We start from the raw sequence: 15,011 nt of genomic DNA, 5'->3' as shown, positions 1-15,011 counted from the left end.
TGTGTGGTTCCTTGGCGCCAACAGTCTTTATTGTCTCTGGTAAAAGTGTTCAAGCAGGGTTTTTCCTGCAGCTTCAGCTTCTGCACGAATCTTGTCGGAGATGCAATATTTGCGGTAATAGGCCACGTCGCTTAATTGCTCCTGGTCTTGATGCACACATGTGCCAAAATGCTTGGCAAGCTGAATCAGGTCAGTCCCCTTGCGTGCATAAATGTATAGCGTCAGATGGGACGCTGGTGGATCTTGCGAGTCTGCGCCGATGAAGGCGATGGAGCGATCCGCACTAGGGATTTCAACACTTGGTACATGGACAAGAAAAGTGCTTACAAATCCGGTCTGTGCAATGCGGGTGTTGGTGATTTCCTTGCCTAAATGCGGTTGTCGCTCAAAAAACTTCTCGAATGCCCTGCATACTTTGCGTTCAGATGCCCTTTTGCAGAGCCTGCGATTGCTGATTGCCATGTATTCCCAGTCGTCATCTTTGCCTCTGTAATACATTACCGAGGGTGGCAATTCCTCGCCTTCTCCATCCCCGTCATGGTAGATGATGGAGGTGCGTGTGAAACCTTCGGTGTTCGCCGGGGCAGTCTTGATGACCTGAAACAGGAAGGGCAGTGCAGCATCCTGTGGTGCAGCCAAGGCTTGATTCGCACTGATGGCAAAGAGTGCAAGCGATAATATGTGCGTGAGGGTATGTGATTTCATTTTTCTCTTTCGCTATGTCAAGAGCTGTTCTTGCTTGTCGGGTGTCCAGGCACCATCATCCCACCAGTAGTTGGCAAGAATCGTCTTGACATGATAGTCGCCACTAGATTCCTCGAAAATTGGTATATGTAGTGCCTGTGAAAATGCTTCGTCGTATGCTCTGAAATGTTCGAGCAATTCAGGGCTGGTGTTCAAGGGGTAAACATAAAAGCATATCAGGCGATCCTGTTCGTCAATTGCCAGCAACTGTCGGGCAATAACCTTTCCATTCTGGTCTCTGGCATAGACCACCTGTTTGTTGCCATCGAGCAGGCAGGCTATCGCAGAATCATCACATAATCCGCCCAGGCCCAGGCATGTGCCCGTGTAGGAACCCAGCATCAGGACTTCGAGCGGATCTGTTTCCAACGCAAGGCAGATCTCCCCGTGCTGGTGGCGTATGCCTTGGCGCGCCCACAAGTGAACATCCAGCTTGGGATGTGCCTTGAACCATGCTTGATTGAGTGGGTGTTCCAGATGTGCAAATCGATCACCACTCCGGCTATAGGCTTGCATAAAACGCCGGAATACTTTGCGGTTGTCGCGTACCGAGGCATGGAAGCGAACGGCATGATTGGCCTGTCGGGAGTGGTGGCGCAAGGAAAATGGTGCGTCAATCAACCGCCAGACTTCCTCTTCCAAGCCCAGTAACTGGGTTGGCAGCAGCCTTTGCAGGGTGAGCCTGCTATGGCGGTCGATCTGCTGCTCGCGCAAGGTGATCTTGCCTTCAATATGCTCGCGCAGGCGGCGGGGAAGGGGGCTGTCAAGATGGCTTTGTTGGCATCGCTGCAGAATGCGACGACACGCTTCTAGCGGTTCGAGTGCCTGCCAGTTTTCGCTGAACCATGCAGATGTGCTGAAAAAGCTGTTCACTACTTGACGTCGCTGGTCGTAGCCCAGGCAACCCAGCAGATGCGCTGTCTCAATCAGGCGTTTGGGGGCGGCTAGCAAGGCTTGAACGGTGAGTTCCGGTTTGGCTTGGGCCAGTGCGTAAAGTCCTCTGGTGATCAGGCTTTCGTCATTATCGCGTCGGCAGGCCCGCTCCAGTGTCAGCCATACCTTGTCATCTGCCTCAAGCAACGCGAGCCAGCCAGATTCACTTTGGGGCTGCGCGAGGTTTCCCAATGCGGGGCCACAGTGATAATCCTGTAAATACGGTGTGCTGCAAAGCCTTCGCATCAGCGCAAGCAGATGGCTGAGGCTGTCCACCATCGTGTCGAGCGCTTCCCAACTGAGATATACCCAGCGAACCAATATAATGTGCTTTTCTTGCCAAGGACCGGGCGTGGTGAGTATCGAGTCATGCCAGGCACGATAGCAACGCTGTATGACCTGCCATCTGGCTGCGGTCTGTTTGGGGTGTTCTTCCCAATCCATGCGGGCAAAAATGTCTATCCAGTCATAGGCTGTCTGGGCGGAGAGTTGTTCCCATTTCGTGTCTCGTAGCACATCAGAAAACCCCGGATACTGGCTACAAAAAATCCAGCTCAGCTTGATCCAGAACGCATTGTCGGGCCCGACAGCGCTGACCATGCGCAGAATGTCAGCGACTGGCACATCTTCGCAATCTTTTTCTGCCAGCAGGCTTGGTGCGTCTCTGCTGCGCAGAAAGGGGTGGTTGGCAAGATGGCATCCACATAGTGTGTATTCTTCACTGACCCCGCGCGTCAGATTGCTCAGAATGGCCTCGAAGTAGTGGAGAAACCGTTCGTCATTCTCCGTTTCAGCAGAAAGCGCGGTGATTGCTTCTGCCTGCAAGGCATCACAAGGCAGGCTGAACGCTTTGTATTTGAGGATGGCCCGCAAGATGTCTTCCTGGCGGCTGGGGGCCACGCACAGGGCCAATTTACTCCATGCATGAGCTGATGTTTGCAGTGCACACAGGCGGGCCAGCAGCATCAATGTCTGCCCATGTTCGGGGCTGTTCAGCCCTTGCCAGATCCTGAGCCATGCGATCCATTCTGTAACCGGGCGCAGGCGAAGGCTCCACAGGAAATGTCTGCGGAATGTTTCAGGCAGTTTCGGGGGCGTGATTGCAGTGTGGCTGCCGACACGGACCATCAACATTTGCGAGCTTGGTGAGGCTGAGGACAGCCCCAGATCCATTGGCTTTTCATCCGGGCCAATGATGGGGTGTTGGGCAAGATCGATTTGTGCGAGGAATCCATCCAGCAGGCGATCATCGGCTAGCCATGCCTGAAGCATGAGTTTTTGGATGCCCGGCTTGGGCGGCTGGTACTTGGTGCCCTTGAATGCGCGCGGATGTGCAGCGGTAGGCTTCGGGACCGGGGTGGGGTTGAGTTTGGCCGGAATGGGGGTGGGGGAGTTTTCTGGATTCTCAGCAAGGCTCGCCCAGAACACCCGCCAGAATGCGCTCTGTACAGATTGCATATCGCGTGCGTCGGCTAGGCTGTGCCAGTCATGCAAAAGCCTTGTGCTGTGCGGATAGGTGCGTGATGACAGCTCAGACAGGGGGCAGGTGCTCAGTGTCAGGGTGCCATCCTCTGCCATGTGGCTGAGCCAGACCGTAATGCCGGTCTGGCTGCGTTGCAGGTTGATGAGGATGGGCGATTCTTTTGTCATGATGAGGTGGTTTAAACGTTTGTTGCGGTGTTCCAGGTCCGATTTTCTACCAATCCGGAGAGTTCGCCTTTCTCCAAGTGCCGAACGGCGCGCGCTGCGTTGGCGGCGTGTTGGTCGTGGGTGACCATGACGATGGTCTTGCCGAGTTCGCGGTTCAGGCGATCGAGCAGACTTAGGACTTCTTCGCCGGATTTGCGGTCGAGGTCGCCAGTGGGTTCGTCGGCTACGATGACGGTGGGGTCGCTGACGATGGCGCGCGCAATGGCTACCCGCTGGAGTTGGCCGCCGGAGAGTTCGGCGGGGTAGTGTTTGACGCGATCCGAGAGATTGACCAGTGCGAGTGCGGCCAAGGCCCGTTCCCGGCGTTCCCGGCGCGACAGGTGCGTGAGTTGGAGCGGGAGTTCCACGTTTTCCAGTGCTGTGAGCACCGGCATAAGGTTGTAGAACTGGAAGATGAAGCCGATGTTGGCGGCGCGCCAGTCGGCCAGTGCGGCATCCCCCAGCTGGCTGATGTCGACTTGATCAATGATGATGCTCCCGGCATTGGGTTGGTCCAGCCCGGCGATGAGGTTGAGCAGGGTGGATTTGCCGGAACCGGAGGGGCCCATCAGTGCGAGGTATTCGCCCTGGGCGATGTCGAAGTGAATGTCATATAGCACCGGCACTTCTTCGCGCCCACGGCGGTAGGATTTGCTCACATGCTCGATGCAAATCAGAGGCGTGCTCACTGTTTCTTCTCCACCGCCTTGGCGCCATCTTTGAGATGGGCGTCGGGTTTGAGGACAAGGACATCGCCTACCGCAACGCCGGATATCACTTCAATCAGGTCCCCAAGTTTTGCGCCCAGTTTCACAGGGCGTTGATGCGTAATGCCATCGGCAAGAACGAAGACTTGGCCGTCGCGCACAGCTTGTGGATTGATGCCGATGCGCGGGCTGCGTTCATCTGGTTTGAGGGCGCGCTCCAGGAAGGCGATTTTGACGCTCATGTCCGGCAGGGCACGCTCGTCGTGTTCGTCGAACTGGATCTTGAATTTGACGCTGGCCTTGCTCCGATCCACGGTGGGGACGATACGGGCGACGTGCCCTACCAAGCGCAGGTCGGGCAGGGCGTCGAACTGGATTTCCACGGCTTGTTTGAGGTGGGCTTTGGCGAGGCTGGTTTCGGATACATCCGCCTCGATTTCCAGTGTATCCAGGTCTGCCATGGTGACCACGGCGCCCTTGGAGTTGGCGGCTGCGTTCAGTGGGGTGACCACGTCGCCCACGTCGGCCTGCTTGGTGAGGACTACGCCACTGAAGGGGGCGCGGATCAAGGTGTTGTCGTAGCTGACTTTGAGTTCGGTGACCGCCGCCTGGGCGGCACGCACGGCGGCTTCTTGTGCAGCCTGGGCAGCGCGGGCTTGACGGGCTCTGTTCTGTGCGGAGTCAACGGAAGCCTGGGCGACAAAGCCTTGTGCCTTGAGGTCTTGCTGGCGCTTGAGGTTGAAATCGGCATCGACGACCTCTGCCTGTGCCTGCTGGACGCGTGCGCGTGCGGCTTCCACATTGGCCGCAGCCTGGGCAAGCTGGGCGCGGATGTCGGAATTCTCGATCCGCGCGATGATTTGGCCCGCCTTGACCGATGAGCCCTCGCTGACTCCCAACCATTCCAGCCGCCCGGTGGCCTTGGAGGCAACCGATGCCTTGGTTGCCGCGACCACGTAGCCGCTGGCATTGACCTGGGTGAGCCCCTGGGCGGGCCACGCGCGCGCGGCCAGGGTGGTGCTGACTTCCTGTGGCCGGTTGCGTTGCAGGACGAAGCCAGCGCCCAGTAGCACCAGGATGGCCAGGCCGAAAATCCAGATGCGTGCTGACACCCAGGGCTTGCGTGGTGGCGGGAGACTGTTGCGGTCGATCTTTAACGCGGCGAGCGTATCTTGCGACATGGCAGGGACTCCGATCATGATGCTGGAATTGTAAAGGATTGTGGCGCTCTCTGCGCGAAATGGCCCTATGCCCATAGTATGGGAGTAGGTTTTGATTGCCCCTAAGGGCAAAATTGGCTCTTTGGTGGGTGGATGTGGTGCTTGTTGTGATCGCTGCTGTGTTATCCACGTAATTTGAGTGGTGTATATCACGGTTGGTTGACCGTTGGTTGGCACGGCTCTTGCGGCGTTTTGTGTACCGCAAGGCCTTTTTACTGAGTGATTGCATATGCTTCACGTTCTGGATTTGCGTACCTTGGTGTTTGCCCACGGAGTGCTGCTGCTGTCGGCCTCGGTAGGGTTCGTGATAGCGACCCGTTATTTGCAACGTTTTTCAGCATTGCCGTACTGGAGCCTTTCCAGCATGTTGATGGGGGTTGGCTCCATACTGCTGGCCGCACGAGGGTATGTTTCGGCTGAAAGCAGCATCCTGCTTGCTAATCTGCTGATGAGCCTGGCGATTACGATCAAGGTGAAGGCCTTGTCACGTGATTTTGAGCACCCCGTTCCCTTCCTTCCATTGTGCCTGGCATTGGTAGTATCGATGGGGGGGATGCTCTGGGGGTTTTATGTAGAACACAGCACGAGTGTGCGTTTTGCTTTTGGCGCAGGGGTCAACGGCGCGTTGCTGTTGTGGGGCGCGTGGATTGCGTGGTGCTATCTGCGCAGGTCCGATAGCCTACGGGTGGTGGTCGGGATCCTTATTCCACTGGTTGTGCAGGGGCTATGCGGAGTGATCGCGGGCGCCACCGGGTTGGCGGATTATCTGTCGGGCCGAATCGTTGTCGAAGCCTATCCGGGGGCGGCCATCTACGAATTCAGCATGGTGCACTTTTCCATGGGCATGCTGGCGATTTTGTCATCGCTGGGGCTGTATTTTTCTGTCATTTTATTTGTGGCCATGCGCCTGAATGTGGCGCTGACCCAGCAGGCGCATCATGATGCGCTCACCGGGCTGTATAACCGCCACATGTTCTACGAGCTGGTGGAGCGCGAACTGGCGATGGATCTGCGGCGCGGGGTGACTTCTTCTTTGCTCTTCATTGATATCGACCATTTCAAGTGCATCAACGATAGCTATGGCCATGCGGCAGGGGATCACATGTTGCGCCAGTTTGCGGCGTTTTTGTGTCAGCAGTGCCGCCAAAGCGATGTGATCGCCCGCTTTGGCGGAGAAGAGTTTTGTGTGTTGATGCCAACCATCGATGCAGAGGGTGCGCGTCAGGCTGCCGAACGTTTGTGTCAGGAGGTGCGGCAACTGGAAATTCTCTGGGAAGGGCGGTGCTTGCCGTTGACCTTGAGTATCGGGGTGACCGAACGGTGTAATTTCAGCGAAGGCATCGATACCTTGATCCATCGGGCCGATCTTGCCATGTACGAGGCCAAGCAGTCTGGCCGCAACCGGGTGGTGCTCAATGCTGCATGAAGCAGGCCGGATTGCACTAGAATTGTGCTTGTCTGTCACCTGCCTGTTATTGCCTGATAATCTGCCATGCCGCTTGATGATCGTGCCCGCAGTTTTCTCCAGATGCTTCATCGCATCGATGCGCCTCGCCTGAGCGAGCTGCCAATCGATGTCGCGCGCCGCAATTATGCCAAGATGCTGTATCTGTACCGCACCGAGCCTTGCGCGGAAGTTCTGGTACAGGACTGCCACATTGCGCGTCGTGAGCATGAAGGGGGGCCGCTTTCCGCCCGACTTTATCGCCCGATGCGGGCAGGTGATGCCGCGTTGCCTGTGCTATTGTGGTTGCATGGCGGGGGCTGGACCCTGGGGGATCTGGCGGGTTATGACCCATTGTGTCGAGCCATTGCCAATGCCTCTGGCATTGCTGTGTTCACGCTGGATTATCGGCTTGCGCCAGAGAACCGTTTCCCCGCCGCGTTGGATGACGCTTGGCAGACGTTATGCTGGTTGCAGCGCCACGGCGGTGGGTATGGTCTGGATACTGCGAAGTTGGCCGTTGGCGGGGATTCTGCCGGAGGCAATCTTGCAGCGGTGCTGGCCTTGCTGGCAAGGGATGCGGGTATGGTGCTGGCGCAGCAGTTGTTGATTTATCCGGTGGTGAATCTGGCTTCGGATTGGAAGGCTGATGCGCCGTATCAGGCGGGCCATTTCCTGGATGCCGAAGGCATGCGTTGGTTTATGTATAACTATCTGGATACTGAGGCAGACCGGTTGGATTGGCGGGCTTCTCCCGCGTTGGCAAAGAGCCATGTCGGGCTGGCGCCTGCGCTTATCCTGAGTGCCGAGTGTGATCCGCTTACTCCCGGTGTGGCAGCCTATGCCCAGCAAATGCGGGCTGCCGGGGTGCCGGTACGCTACCATGATTATGCTGGGGCAATTCATGGTTTTTTGACTTTTCCCCGTATATTTTTGGCGGCCGACGATGCAGTGTCGCTGATCGGGCGTTGTTTGCGCGAAGATTTCGGGTTGGAGGAGGTAAAATGACGAAGGAATTTACGCCGGAGCAGTCCTTGCTGGGGCGGGCAACCGAGTACCGTAGCAACTATGCCCCAGAACTGTTGTTCCCTATTCTGCGCCAGCAAAAGCGTGACGAGTTGGGAATCGCGTCTGGTGCCTTACCCTTTGTAGGCGAGGATTTGTGGAATGCCTACGAGATTTCCTGGCTCAACCTGCGTGGCAAACCCCAGGTTGCGCTGGGGGTCTTCCGCATCCCCGCTACCTCACCCTACCTGATTGAATCCAAGTCGCTCAAGCTCTATCTCAATTCTTTCAATCAGACGGGTTTTGCCGATGTGGTCGCAGTGCGTGAGTGTGTGCGCCGTGATCTGTCGGCGGCTGCGGGGGCGTCTGTTGCGGTGGAGATCCATAGCTTGGACGAACAACCCATCCGGCATTATGCCTATCCGAATGGGGCGTGTGTGGATGGGCTGGATGTAGAGATCAACTGCTATCAACCAACGCCTGCCTTGCTGCGGACCGTGTCGGGGCATGAGGTGGAAGATGAGTTGCTGTACTCCCATCTGCTCAAATCGAACTGTCTGGTAACCGGCCAGCCCGATTGGGGAACGGTGATGATCCGTTACAGTGGGGCCGCACTGGATCGGGAAGCCTTGTTGCGTTATGTGGTGTCATTCCGTGAGCATAACGAGTTTCACGAGCAGTGCGTGGAGCGGATTTATACCGATATCATGGCGCAGTGTGCGCCGCGCAAACTTGCAGTGTGGGCACGCTATACACGGCGTGGTGGGCTGGATATCAACCCCTTTCGTGCCAGCGAGGCGGGGTGGGGGCCGGATAATGTGTTTGAAGTGCGCCAGTAACTGGCCCGTCTGTCTATCGTCACAGAGCGGTCACAAAACTTTCATGAGCATGTCTGAGGGGCAGGGCATCCTGTAGGGGCTTTTCCCTTATGGTGATGTGCCATGCTTGCTGATGATTTTGTGCCAAAAAGAACGTCGCAGGGCGACGATGGTTTGAGTCTGGGGGACGCCCGCGTGAATGGCCGACAGCGTCAATTGTTGCGGCTGGTGGATGGCTCTCGCAGTCTTGTGCAGATCGGAGCCATGTTGCCGGGGCGTGATTTACGGGCTGAGTTGATTGCGTTAATGGCTGCGGGGCTGCTTGCCGCACCTGTGAAAACAATGGCGCCTGCTGTGGCGGCGGATACGCTGCCAACGGGGTGGGCAGATGCCATGCAATTCATGAAGCACAGGGCGACGGAAAGTCTGGGCGTCATGGCGCATTCCATCATTTTGTTGTTGGAAAAGGTGTGTGATTCGGCGGCGGCCAAAAGCGCCGTGGCACGTTGGCATATGGCCTTGCGCGAATCCCGCAGTGGGCGCGCAGAGGCCGATGCCCATCTGCAGGTGGTCACCACCATGCTCGGGCTTTGAGTTTGTTATGCCGATGGCAATTCGTGCCAAGCCAGTTTTTCATGCAGGCTGACTACGCTGCCGATAATCAGCAGCGCTGGCGGCTTGATGCCTTGCTCGTGCACGATTCTGGGCAAGTCGGCAATGGTGCCGATCACCGTTTTTTGTTCAGGTAGCGAGGCGCGCCGCACGCAGGCGGCCGGGGTATCTGCGGCCATGCCATGTGCAATGAGCTGGCGGCTGATCTCTGGCAGCGAGGTCAGGCCCATGTAGATCACCAGGGTCTGGCCGGGGCGGGCCAGGGTGGGCCAGTCCAGATCGCAGCTTTCATCCTTGAGGTGGCCGGTGACCAGAAAGCAGGATTGGGCATGATCTCGATGCGTCAGGGGGATGCCCGCATAGGCAGCGGCACCCGCTGCGGCGGTGACGCCGGGTACAACCTCAAAGGGGATGCCCGCCTCCCAGAGCGCTTCGGCTTCTTCACCGCCGCGCCCGAAAATGTAGGGGTCGCCCCCTTTGAGGCGCACCACGCATTTGCCCTTGCGGGCCAGTTCAATCAGCAGGCTGTTGATATCAATTTGTGGCAGGCTGTGGTTGCCCGCTTTTTTGCCGACATAGATGCGTTCGGCCTGCTCGTGAGCGTGTGCAAGGACGGCGGCGCTGACCAGATTGTCATACACCACGGTATCGGCCTGTGCCAGCAGCCGTGCCGCCTTGAGGGTCAGCAGTTCGGGGTCGCCAGGGCCACCGCCGACAAGAAAGACCTTACCGACGCAATGGGAATCAGGGGAGAGGGAAGCAGTCATGATGCATGTCAAACCGTAACAAAAGGCCTCGTGAGTGTAACCGGGTCTGGCGCAAATGCCGAATCGGTTGTGGTGCTTGGGGTGTTGTAAGAATGCCTTTGAAAACTGCATTCCGGGTATTTTGCCAATAGGGTTTTGTTGTGTCCGCGCTGCAGCGGTGGTAGCGTCGCGCGATTCTGCATCGCAAAAAGGCATTTCTTTGCGCTGTTTGTTGGCGGAGCCTTGATCTGCCTTGCTCAAGCATTTGAGGATATAGATGTCGCAACATGATTTGCAGTCTGGCGGACATGCAGGCCAAGCCTCGGGGTCGCGCCTGGCCGCGTTGACGCTGGCAGCGGTTGGGGTGGTGTATGGGGATATTGGCACCAGTCCGCTGTATACAATGAAGGAAGTGTTTGGCGTGCACGGCGTGGTGCCCAGCCACGACAACGTGCTGGGCATTCTGTCGCTGGTGTTCTGGTCGTTGATGCTGATTGTTTCGCTCAAGTATGTCGTCTTCATCATGCGTGCCGACAACCGTGGCGAAGGCGGCATCATGGCGCTCACAGCCCAGGCCCAGCGCGCTGCGCACGACTCCCCCCGCTTGATGATCGCGCTGACGATGCTGGGTATGTTTGGCGCGGCCCTGTTTTATGGGGATGGCGTCATTACGCCAGCGATGTCGGTTCTCTCTGCCGTGGAGGGGTTGGAGGTGGCGACCCCGACGCTTAAGCCCTTTGTTGTCCCCATCACGATTGTGGTGCTGGTGGGCTTGTTCTGGATGCAGAGCAAGGGGACTGCCAGTGTGGGGGCGCTGTTCGGGCCGGTGATGGTGCTGTGGTTCCTGACGCTGGGCGTGCTCGGGGTGGCCCATGTGGTCAATTACCCCAGCGTGTTGGCAGCGGTCAATCCGTGGTACGGCCTGGAATTTTTTGTAACGTACCGGTTACATGGCTTTCTCGCCCTGGGTTCAGTGGTGCTGGCGGTTACAGGGGGTGAAGCGCTGTATGCCGATATGGGGCACTTCGGGCGTCGCCCGATCAAACTTGCGTGGTTTGGTCTCGTCTTGCCTTGTATCTTTCTGAATTATTTGGGGCAGGGGGCGCTGGTGCTGGCCGAGCCGGAAGCGATCCGCAATCCCTTCTACCTGATGGCGCCGGATTGGGCCTTGTACCCTATGGTGGGTTTGTCGACGATGGCAACCATCATTGCTTCGCAGGCGGTGATCTCCGGTGCTTTCTCGTTGACCCGGCAGGCCACCCAGTTGGGTTACTGCCCACGGATTGCCTACATTCATACTTCGGCCAAGGAAATCGGCCAGATCTATGTGCCGGGGATCAACTGGGCCTTGTTGCTGGCGGTGGTTGCCCTGGTGCTGGGCTTTCGCTCGTCAAGCAATCTGGCCTCTGCCTATGGCATTGCGGTGACTTTCACCATGATGATCGACACCATCCTCGCTTTCGTGGTGGTGCAGCATTTGTGGAACTGGTCGGGCTGGAAGAGTTCGATCTTCCTGATTGGTTTTCTGATTGTCGATCTGTCCTTCGTTCTGGCCTGTTCGGTGAAGGTGATTGATGGCGGCTGGTTCCCCCTGGCTTTGGGCGGCGGGGTGTATGCGCTGCTGTCAACCTGGAAACGGGGTCGTGGGCTGCTCACCGAGCGGACCCGCATGGAAACCATGCCGCTGGAACTCTTCCTGCAATCCTTGCAGCATGCGCCGCCCCATCGTGTTGAAGGGCTGGGCGTGTTCATGACCTCCAACCCCGATGGGGTGCCGCGTTCCTTGTTGCACAACCTGCTGCACAACAAGGTGTTGCATGAGCGGGTGGTATTGTTGACCGTCAATACGGAAGACGTGCCCCATGTACCGGATATTGATCGTATCGAGGTTGAGCAGCTGGATTATGGCTTCTACCGCGCTACGGTACGCTATGGCTTCAAGGACGAGCCGGATATTCCCGAGGCGCTGCGGATGGCCAGCGAGGCCAACAGTCTGGGCTTCCGCATGATGGAGACGACTTTCTTCCTTGGGCGCGAGCGGCTGGTGTCTCATGTCAAACCTGGGATGGTCATATGGCGTGAGCGGCTGTTTTTCTTCATGTTCCGCAACGCCAGCAGTGCTGCGGATTTCTTCAAGATCCCGGCCAACCGGGTGGTGGAGTTTGGCACGCAGGTCGAAATTTGAATCGCGTGTGGTAAATGCGGATTTTCCGACGGCGCCGCTTGCGTCCCGGCGGCGCCTGGCGCATGCTCCCAGCCTGTCTGAATAAGTGGTAGCTGGATGTCTTCTATGAGTACGATTGCGGTTGTGGGCCTGGGTTACGTTGGCTTGCCCCTGGCGGTTGAGTTCGGTAAGAAGTACCGGACGATTGGTTTTGATCTCTCCCAGGCCAAGGTGGACGCGTATGCCCGCCATGTAGACCCGACCGGCGAGGTGCCGGGTGATGAACTGCGCGCCGCCCACCTGCTGCGCTGTACGACTGATCCAGCCGCGCTGGCAGAGGCTGATTTCATCGTGGTGGCGGTGCCCACCCCGGTCGATGAGGCGCATCAACCGGATTTCACCCCGCTCATCAAGAGTTCCGAGAGCGTGGGTAAGTACCTCAAGCGTGGGGCGACTGTGGTGTTTGAATCCACGGTGTATCCGGGGGCCACGGAAGAAGTGTGCATCCCGGTGATCGAGCGTCACTCGGGCTTGAAGTGGCGTGAGGATTTCTTTGTGGGGTATAGCCCCGAACGCATCAATCCGGGCGACCGTGAACGCACGCTGACCAAGATCACCAAGATTGTTTCAGGCGATAGCCCGGAAACCCTGGAGCGTGTGGCGCAGGTCTATGGCGCCATCATCACTGCCGGGGTGTATCGCGCCAGCAGCATCAAGGTGGCCGAGGCCGCCAAGGTGATTGAGAACACCCAGCGTGACCTGAACATTGCCTTGATGAATGAACTGGCAGTGATCTTCCATCGTCTGGGTATCGATACACTGGAAGTGCTGCAGGCGGCAGGCACCAAGTGGAATTTCCTGCCTTTCCGCCCCGGTCTGGTGGGCGGGCATTGCATTGGCGTGGACCCCTATTACCTGACCCATAAGGCCGAGATGTTGGGCTACCACCCGGATGTGATTCTGGCCGGGCGCCGCATCAACGATGGCATGGGCAAGTATGTGGCCGAGCAGACCGTCAAGCAGATGATTGCTCGCGATTTGCCCGTCAAGGGCGGCAAGGTGATCGTGTTGGGCATGACGTTCAAGGAAAACTGCCCTGATTTGCGCAACAGCAAGGTGATTGATGTGGTTCGTGAATTGCAGAGCTATGGCATTGAAGTGCTGGTGCACGACCCGATTGCCGATGGTGCCGAATGCAAACATGAATATGGCATTGGTTTGACAGCCTGGGATGCCCTGCCTCAAGCATCCGCCCTGGTGGCGGCGGTCTCCCACAAGCACTATCTGGATATGGGGAGCCGGAAATTGGCCGAACGCTTGCTGCCCGGTGGTGTGTTTGTAGATGTCAAGAGCATTCACGATCAAGTAGCGTTGCAGGCGGCAGGCTATTCTGTCTGGCGACTCTAGCAGGGGATTCTCACGATTGGGGGCCGCAATGGACGAAGTGCAGCAGGCGCAGAGTGTATTGGGCTATAGCGAATTGCGCCGGTTGGAGCACACCCATGCGCATTGCACCCCCTCCTTGATGGAACGTGCAGGCTGTGCCGCCGCGCAGTATGCCTTGGAACTGCTGGCAAGCCATGCCGGCTGCGTACTGGTGTTGGCCGGGCCGGGTAACAATGGCGGGGACGCCTATGTCCTGGCCCGCGAATTGTTGCAGCGCGGCGTCAACGTTGTTCTGGCCAGCCTTGCTGAGCCCGCCAGCCTGCCGTCCGATGCGGCGCAGGCGCATGCCTCCTGGCTGGCTGCGGGCGGGCAGGTGTTCCCCGATTTCATTGGCAGACAGTGGTCCCTGGTGGTGGATGGGCTGTTCGGTATTGGCCTGAAGCGCCCCATCGAAGGGATGTATGCCGAATGGATTGCCCGTGTCAACGCCATGACTTGCCCGGTGTTGGCACTCGATGTTCCCTCCGGGCTGGATGCCGAAAACGGGCGTGTGGTGGGGCCCGTCGTGCAGGCCAGCCATACGGCCAGCTTCATTGCACTCAAGCCGGGTTTGCTCACATTGGATGGGCCGGACCATTGCGGTGAGCTTCGGCTCTTTGATCTGGGCTTGAAGACCGAAGGCTTGGGTGGGCAAACCATCGCGCCAGCCTGTTTTGCCAAAAGCCTTCAGCCCCGTCCACACAATGTGCACAAGGGGAGTTTTGGCTCTGCCGGTATCATCGGTGGGGCGGCAGGCATGACGGGAGCTGGGATTCTGGCCGCCCGTGCGGCGCTGCGCCTGGGGGCCGGGAAGGTACTCCTGGGCTTGCTGGAGGCACCGGGTTTCACGTTTGACCCGCAGTATCCCGAACTGATGCTGCGCCAACCGGGAGACCTGCATCTCTTGGCCACAGCGCTGGCCATTGGCCCAGGTTTGGGCGTGTCTGACGCGGCCAGTCAGCACCTACGGCGCGCCATGGCATTTTCCGGCCCGGTAGTTCTGGATGCCGATGCCTTGAATCTGCTTGCTGAGAATCCGGCCCTGCAGACCCTGCTGACTCAACGCCAGCCCGGTAGCGTGATGACGCCTCATCCTGCTGAGGCTGCAAGGCTGGCCCGTACTTCGGTGGCCGAGGTGCAGGCCGATCGCGTGGATTGCGCGGTGGAGTTGGCTGCCCGCTTCAAAGCCTGTGTGGTGCTCAAAGGCTGCGGTTCCATCGTTGCTACGCCAGAGGGGCGCTGGTACATCAATACCAGTGGCAACAGTGGCATGGCCACTGCAGGCATGGGGGACGTGCTGACTGGGCTGATCCTGGCCTTGCTGGCTCAGCGCTGGACGCCCGCCCAGGCGACCCTGGCGGCGGTGCACCTGCATGGTGTGGCCGCAGATCGTCTGGTTGCCACCGGGCAAGGCCCTGTGGGCCTGTGTGCGGGAGAAACCATTGATGCTGCCCGTGCTGTGTTCAACACCTGGCTGAAGTCCTGATTGGGCGCATCGCGGCGT

12 protein-coding genes are annotated in these 15,011 nt (G+C 58.2%); 7 read left to right on the top strand and 5 right to left on the bottom strand.

The window, feature by feature from the left end; all coding sequences use genetic code 11:
* Positions 1-27: 27 nt before the first annotated feature.
* The 4 genes from B145_RS0123035 to B145_RS0123020 are packed head-to-tail and all read right to left on the bottom strand — an operon-like array spanning position 28 to position 5,254.
* Positions 28-705: a hypothetical protein gene (locus B145_RS0123035; RefSeq protein WP_018610553.1), complete on the bottom strand. Its 678-nt coding sequence runs from the start codon at positions 703-705 to the stop codon at positions 28-30.
* Between the two features lie 12 nt (positions 706-717).
* Positions 718-3,327 (bottom strand): hypothetical protein, encoded by a 2,610-nt coding sequence (locus B145_RS0123030; protein ID WP_018610552.1) that lies wholly within the window; start codon positions 3,325-3,327, stop codon positions 718-720.
* 11 nt (positions 3,328-3,338) lie between these two features.
* The gene (locus B145_RS26790; RefSeq protein WP_018610551.1) at positions 3,339-4,055 is read right to left on the bottom strand and encodes an ABC transporter ATP-binding protein; all 717 of its coding nucleotides are present in this window, start codon (positions 4,053-4,055) and stop codon (positions 3,339-3,341) included.
* Entirely contained in the window at positions 4,052-5,254 is a 1,203-nt protein-coding gene (locus tag B145_RS0123020; protein WP_026259424.1) for an efflux RND transporter periplasmic adaptor subunit, read from the bottom strand. The genes B145_RS26790 and B145_RS0123020 overlap by 4 nt, the downstream gene beginning before the upstream one ends.
* Before the next feature lie 268 nt (positions 5,255-5,522).
* Here B145_RS0123020 and B145_RS27910 point away from each other — a divergent pair, with 268 nt between their 5' ends.
* From B145_RS27910 to B145_RS0123000, 4 genes are all read left to right on the top strand, one after another.
* The gene (locus B145_RS27910) at positions 5,523-6,719 is read left to right on the top strand and encodes a GGDEF domain-containing protein (RefSeq protein WP_018610549.1); all 1,197 of its coding nucleotides are present in this window, start codon (positions 5,523-5,525) and stop codon (positions 6,717-6,719) included.
* Between the two features lie 66 nt (positions 6,720-6,785).
* Complete coding sequence (locus B145_RS26780) at positions 6,786-7,745, top strand: alpha/beta hydrolase (protein ID WP_018610548.1); 960 nt, start codon at positions 6,786-6,788, stop codon at positions 7,743-7,745.
* Positions 7,742-8,581, top strand: a complete 840-nt coding sequence (gene queF / locus B145_RS0123005) for an NADPH-dependent 7-cyano-7-deazaguanine reductase QueF (protein WP_018610547.1) — start codon at positions 7,742-7,744, stop codon at positions 8,579-8,581. The genes B145_RS26780 and queF overlap by 4 nt, the downstream gene beginning before the upstream one ends.
* A 102-nt stretch (positions 8,582-8,683) precedes the next feature.
* Positions 8,684-9,154, top strand: a complete 471-nt coding sequence (locus B145_RS0123000) for a hypothetical protein (RefSeq protein ID WP_018610546.1) — start codon at positions 8,684-8,686, stop codon at positions 9,152-9,154.
* Positions 9,155-9,159: 5 nt separating this feature from the next.
* On the opposite strand, the gene cobA is transcribed toward B145_RS0123000, so the two are convergent.
* Positions 9,160-9,939, bottom strand: coding sequence for a uroporphyrinogen-III C-methyltransferase (cobA, locus tag B145_RS0122995; protein ID WP_157288600.1), 780 nt, complete (start codon positions 9,937-9,939; stop codon positions 9,160-9,162).
* Positions 9,940-10,195: 256 nt separating this feature from the next.
* Here cobA and B145_RS0122990 point away from each other — a divergent pair, with 256 nt between their 5' ends.
* From B145_RS0122990 to B145_RS0122980, 3 genes are all read left to right on the top strand, one after another.
* Positions 10,196-12,103, top strand: a complete 1,908-nt coding sequence (locus B145_RS0122990; protein ID WP_018610543.1) for a potassium transporter Kup — start codon at positions 10,196-10,198, stop codon at positions 12,101-12,103.
* A 105-nt stretch (positions 12,104-12,208) separates the two neighbouring features.
* Positions 12,209-13,489: a nucleotide sugar dehydrogenase gene (locus B145_RS0122985; protein WP_018610541.1), complete on the top strand. Its 1,281-nt coding sequence runs from the start codon at positions 12,209-12,211 to the stop codon at positions 13,487-13,489.
* Between the two features lie 28 nt (positions 13,490-13,517).
* Positions 13,518-14,993, top strand: coding sequence for a bifunctional ADP-dependent NAD(P)H-hydrate dehydratase/NAD(P)H-hydrate epimerase (locus B145_RS0122980; protein WP_018610539.1), 1,476 nt, complete (start codon positions 13,518-13,520; stop codon positions 14,991-14,993).
* Positions 14,994-15,011 lie beyond the last annotated feature (18 nt).

The sequence above is a fragment of the Uliginosibacterium gangwonense DSM 18521 genome (genome assembly GCF_000373965.1).
Lineage (GTDB): Bacteria > Pseudomonadota > Gammaproteobacteria > Burkholderiales > Rhodocyclaceae > Uliginosibacterium > Uliginosibacterium gangwonense.
The sequence above is the reverse complement of the archived record's forward strand: the minus strand, read 5'-3'. Positions and strand labels throughout refer to the sequence as shown.

Excerpts from the sequence above, each read along its gene's own strand:
- B145_RS0123035 (WP_018610553.1), bottom strand. The coding sequence starts at position 705 with ATGAAATCACATACCCTCACGCACATATTATCGCTTGCACTCTTTGCC.
- B145_RS0123030 (WP_018610552.1), bottom strand. The coding sequence starts at position 3,327 with ATGACAAAAGAATCGCCCATCCTCATCAACCTGCAACGCAGCCAGACC.
- B145_RS0123020 (WP_026259424.1), bottom strand. The coding sequence starts at position 5,254 with ATGTCGCAAGATACGCTCGCCGCGTTAAAGATCGACCGCAACAGTCTC.
- B145_RS27910 (WP_018610549.1), top strand. The coding sequence starts at position 5,523 with ATGCTTCACGTTCTGGATTTGCGTACCTTGGTGTTTGCCCACGGAGTG.
- B145_RS26780 (WP_018610548.1), top strand. The coding sequence starts at position 6,786 with ATGCCGCTTGATGATCGTGCCCGCAGTTTTCTCCAGATGCTTCATCGC.
- queF (WP_018610547.1), top strand. The coding sequence starts at position 7,742 with ATGACGAAGGAATTTACGCCGGAGCAGTCCTTGCTGGGGCGGGCAACC.
- B145_RS0123000 (WP_018610546.1), top strand. The coding sequence starts at position 8,684 with ATGCTTGCTGATGATTTTGTGCCAAAAAGAACGTCGCAGGGCGACGAT.
- cobA (WP_157288600.1), bottom strand. The coding sequence starts at position 9,939 with ATGACTGCTTCCCTCTCCCCTGATTCCCATTGCGTCGGTAAGGTCTTT.
- B145_RS0122990 (WP_018610543.1), top strand. The coding sequence starts at position 10,196 with ATGTCGCAACATGATTTGCAGTCTGGCGGACATGCAGGCCAAGCCTCG.
- B145_RS0122985 (WP_018610541.1), top strand. The coding sequence starts at position 12,209 with ATGAGTACGATTGCGGTTGTGGGCCTGGGTTACGTTGGCTTGCCCCTG.
- B145_RS0122980 (WP_018610539.1), top strand. The coding sequence starts at position 13,518 with ATGGACGAAGTGCAGCAGGCGCAGAGTGTATTGGGCTATAGCGAATTG.